This window comes from Aquiflexum sp., from assembly GCF_977115555.1.
Window position 1 is genome coordinate 1 of sequence record NZ_CDSBKL010000350.1, and the last position, 4,320, is coordinate 4,320.

Genomic DNA, 4,320 nt, shown 5'->3' on the forward strand with positions numbered 1-4,320 from the left:
CGCCTTCGGGCACAGTGGGATTTATTTTTCCTGAAAGCGGCAATGAAGCCACTGTTGGTTTTGTTTCATTCATACTGAGGATAAAGTCAACCATGCGTCTTGCATCTGCTTCTGAAAGCTGTGGATGGGCACTCATTCCGTGTTCTCCCCAAACCCCACCTCCGCCGTTGATGATTTTACCGATCAGCATTTTTGTATTTTCCTCAGTTTTTGGATACCGGGCTGCCACTGCAGTATAGCTTGGTCCAATGGATGTTTTGTCATATTGGTGGCAGGATTTACAGTCGCTTGACTCAATCAGATTTTTACCAATGTTCAAAATGGCCATGTTTTCTGCACCACTTTGCTTGGAGGCAATCTCTATAGGGTCAAAACCCGCAGGAACATAATCAAAGGTAACTGCCACTTCCTCGGCTTTGATTTTCCCGTCAGATGAAGATCCATCTTCTTTATCGGAAACATTAATGGCGTAAGCCAATTCTTTTTGACCGAAATAGAATGTCCTGTTTGCTGTTCCAAAATCAATCGAAACAACAGGAGGTTCATTCCCAGCCACGATTTCAAATGAAGCTGAATTTTTCTCTCCTTTGGTATCGCTAACCGTAAGCATTACCTGATAAGTCCCTGCTTCTGAAAAGGTGAATTCAGGATTTGGATCTTTTAAAACCTCCCTGAATCCCGTTGCGGAAGTCAAAGTCCACTCAAAACCAAGATTACCTTGATCATAGTCATCATAATCTGAAGTGCCTTCGGAGGAGAATTTGGAGGTAAGAGGGACTGCTCCGGCATATTTATCTGCTGAAGCACTGACATTTGGTTTTCTGTTTCCGGCATTGTATTCAATTTTGACAATCCTGGAATTGGCATTTCCCCGAAACCATGCACTGCCATACTCTAAGACATAAAGTGCCCCATCCGGACCAAAATCCATGTCAATAGCGGAACTGAAAGTTTCATTTGGCAGGAATCGCTCCATAGATTTGTAGTCTCCATTTTCATCCATCGTCACCGCCATAATCCATCCGCGCATGAAGTCCACGATCAGCCATTTGCCTTCATAATAAGCAGGAAATACAAATGGAGCATCTTTTTTGAAATCTGCTTTACGGAATACAGGGCCGCCTGTCGCACTTCTTCCCGAACTTCCCAATAAAGGAAATTCCGGTGATGCGCCGTAAGGATACCAGATCATCGCAGGAACAACAGGGGTAGGCAAATTCTTCAGCCCGGTATTGTTTACCGATTCATTGACAGGATTATTTACATCAAAAGGAGCACCGTAAGTATTGGTAGCTAGGTCATGCTTGTTGTAAGGCTGGTTATCCGCTATAAAGTATGGCCAACCGAAAAATCCCGGACCTTTGGCCTGATTGAATTCATCATAGCCTTTTGGTCCCCAAATGGAATCAATGGAAGCATCAGGACCTACCTCGCCCCAATAAAGGTAGCCTGTCTCGCTGTCCAAAGTAGGCCTCCATGGATTTCTGTGACCCATGGTGTAGATTTCAGACCTGGTTTTTTCTGTTCCTACCGGGAATAAATTCCCCTCAGGAATGGTGTAACTGCCATCATCTTCAGGATGGATACGAAGGATTTTGCCTCTTAAGTCATTGGTATTGCCCGGTGCACGTTGGTCATCTGAACTTTCCATTCCGGGCCGCTCGTCTAGATTAGAAGAACCAACACGTGGATTTACAGTATTGTTACCAACTGTCAGGAATAGATTTCCCTCTTTGTCAAAAACCATCCCGCCGCCGGTATGACAACATTCCTCCCGTTGGGTCGGAACTTCCAAAATTACTTTTTTGGTATCTGTGTAGAGTGAATCGCCATGCAATTCCCACCTCGCAAGGACATGCTTGGCTTCCGCAGGGTCTGCGTAATACATATAAATCCAAGAATTATTGACAAAATCAGGATGGGCGATCACACCCATCAAGCCTTCCTCTGCTTCCCTAACCCTTCCTTCTTTGTTGGTGTATTTGGTATTGACCGGTATGGTGGCAATTAGCTTCATCTCACCGGTCTTTTCATCAAAGATTTTCACTCCTCCTTTTCTCTCCACCAGCAGAATCCTGCTTTGGGGAAGAAAAGTCATCTCCATCGGTTCGTCCATTCCTTCGGTCAATACGACTTTGGTAAAGCGGTTGTCCTCAGGTTTGATTGACGCGTCCTCTGATTTTTTACAGGAAAAAAAGGAAATAAGAAGAACCATTCCCAAAAGAGATTGGATTCTTTTAGGCCATTTTAAATTATTTATCATGGGTTATTGAATTTTCGAAAACAGAATATATGTTGTGGCAAAATTTGGAAAGGCTCAAATCAAAGCTTTCCTGCAGAATTCAAGGCATTTCTGCACTTCCTTGACAGCATCCGAACCTTCGGGAACTTGGTATTCCAATTCTATGGTTGCAGGAAATCTGTATTTCTTGTCCCGAATCATTTGGAGTATCTCAGCGATCGGCGTATCTCCTGTACCCCAAGGCAAATTTCCTTTTCCGTTGGCGGGAGTTTGGCGGTCTTTTACATGCATGCTCCAGATTCTTCCCTGTTGCTTTTGGATCAGATCCATCATGTCTGTGTGACCGGCTGCGACATAATGGCCGCAATCAAAGTTGAGTCCGTTACTTCCACTCTGTGACAAAGCAGTGTCCCAAAAACCAAAAGTCTGCTGCTCATGCCCGTGATACCCTATTTTCATTTTGTTGGCATCTCCTAATTTTCCCAATCTCAAAGTCTGTGCATCATCGGAGGGATGCTCCAAAGTCACATGACCGGCACCGAGGATTTTGGCTGCCTTCATGCCATACGCCACATCCATATCGGTATTATTGGCACCAAAAGCATTGGGTTTGAAAGCATAAAGGGATATTCCTGCATCTTTGAACATCTTGCTTGCCTGCTCAAATTTCTTGAAATCAGTTTTTGATCTCCACTCGGAAACCACCTTGCTATAAGCCTCTGATTGCTTTCTGATGTCCGCCAATTCAGCTTTTTCACTATCGGTCAATTCCTCTCCCCTTCTCTGTTTTCCCCCCAACTGGAAGCTTCTCATCCTGTTGAAAGTCGGTTGTGGCATCCCTGCAAAATACTCCACAGGCTCACCCATCATCTCCACGGCGCTGATTCCGGATTCTTTGATATACCGGATATTGGCTTCTAGACTTTGGTCAGGCATAGAGCGGAACGAATAGGTAATACATCCTATCTGCACGCCGTTGATTTTTGAATCGGGTTTGTTGAATGACTTGATCAATGCCGGAGCACCCTGCAGCCATGTAGGTGCCAAGGCCAATCCCGCAGCGCCTACGGCGGATTTTAGGAGAAATTCTCTTCTGTTTTTCATGAAATAGGGTTTATTGATTGTTCAATAGGGTTTAAGATTGAACAACTTAGCAATAATTTTTACCCAACAATAAAAAAATATCATTGATGACTCAATAGGTTTTTGATTGGTGAAAAAAGGGGGTGGAAATAGCAAAATGACCGATGACGGATGACGGATGTTTCCAGCATTTTAGCATTAAGGCATGTCTTGATTACATCAAGGTATTTTTGCTTACTCACAAAAACCGAAAAAACTCATGGATTGAAGTCCCATTTAAGAGTGTGGACTGTCGACCGTGGTCTGTGGACAATTTTTTAATAACTTGTTTCGCTACTTATTCTATTCCATTTCCCCCAAAATAGCCAAAACCAATCTTGCTGAATTTTCGGAAGCGGGACCAACAAACTGATTGAAATTCATTCGGGCGTGGTTATTCGCATTGTCGCTGCAGCTGCGGATTACGATAAAGGGAATATCCAAAGTCCGACAGATATGTGCTACCGCCGCCCCTTCCATCTCGGTAGCCAAGGCATCAAATTCGGTATACAGCCACATGGCCTTGTCATTGCTGCTGACAAAAATATCTCCCGTTGCGATCACTCCGCTAAAGACCTTGGGTTGTCTGCCTGCAATGGGAACAAACATAACCTGTCCGGCTGCTTTTTGGCTTTGTACCAATAAATCTCTGTCTGAATCAATATACAGTTCGTTATGTGAACCTCCCGTCAATTTCCTGAAAGGAGCAACCTCAAACCCCAAGGAATCCACTTTACCAAAGTCATACTGCACCAATTTTTCGCCAATCACCAAATCTCCTGGCAAAGCCTCAGGATCCAAACCTCCTGCCACTCCGGTAAAAATCAGCGAAGAAAGTTTGAAGTTTTGCGTAAGGATCGCCGTGCTGTATGCTGCATTCACTTTGCCTACACCTGCTTTGAGTATGACTACTTTTTTACCTTTTAATTTTCCGGTATAAAAATCAATCCCGCCTT

General features: G+C 44.1%; 3 protein-coding genes. All 3 read right to left on the bottom strand.

Annotation, left to right across the window (positions count from 1 at the left end):
• A partial coding sequence (locus ACZFYI_RS16410; protein ID WP_462525211.1) for a PQQ-dependent sugar dehydrogenase occupies positions 1–2,263 on the bottom strand: 2,263 nt, incomplete at its 3' end.
• 54 nt (positions 2,264–2,317) lie between these two features.
• Positions 2,318–3,346 (bottom strand): sugar phosphate isomerase/epimerase family protein, encoded by a 1,029-nt coding sequence (locus ACZFYI_RS16415; protein ID WP_462525212.1) that lies wholly within the window; start codon positions 3,344–3,346, stop codon positions 2,318–2,320.
• Positions 3,347–3,667: 321 nt separating this feature from the next.
• A partial coding sequence (locus tag ACZFYI_RS16420) for a 5'-methylthioadenosine/adenosylhomocysteine nucleosidase (RefSeq protein WP_462525213.1) occupies positions 3,668–4,320 on the bottom strand: 653 nt, incomplete at its 5' end.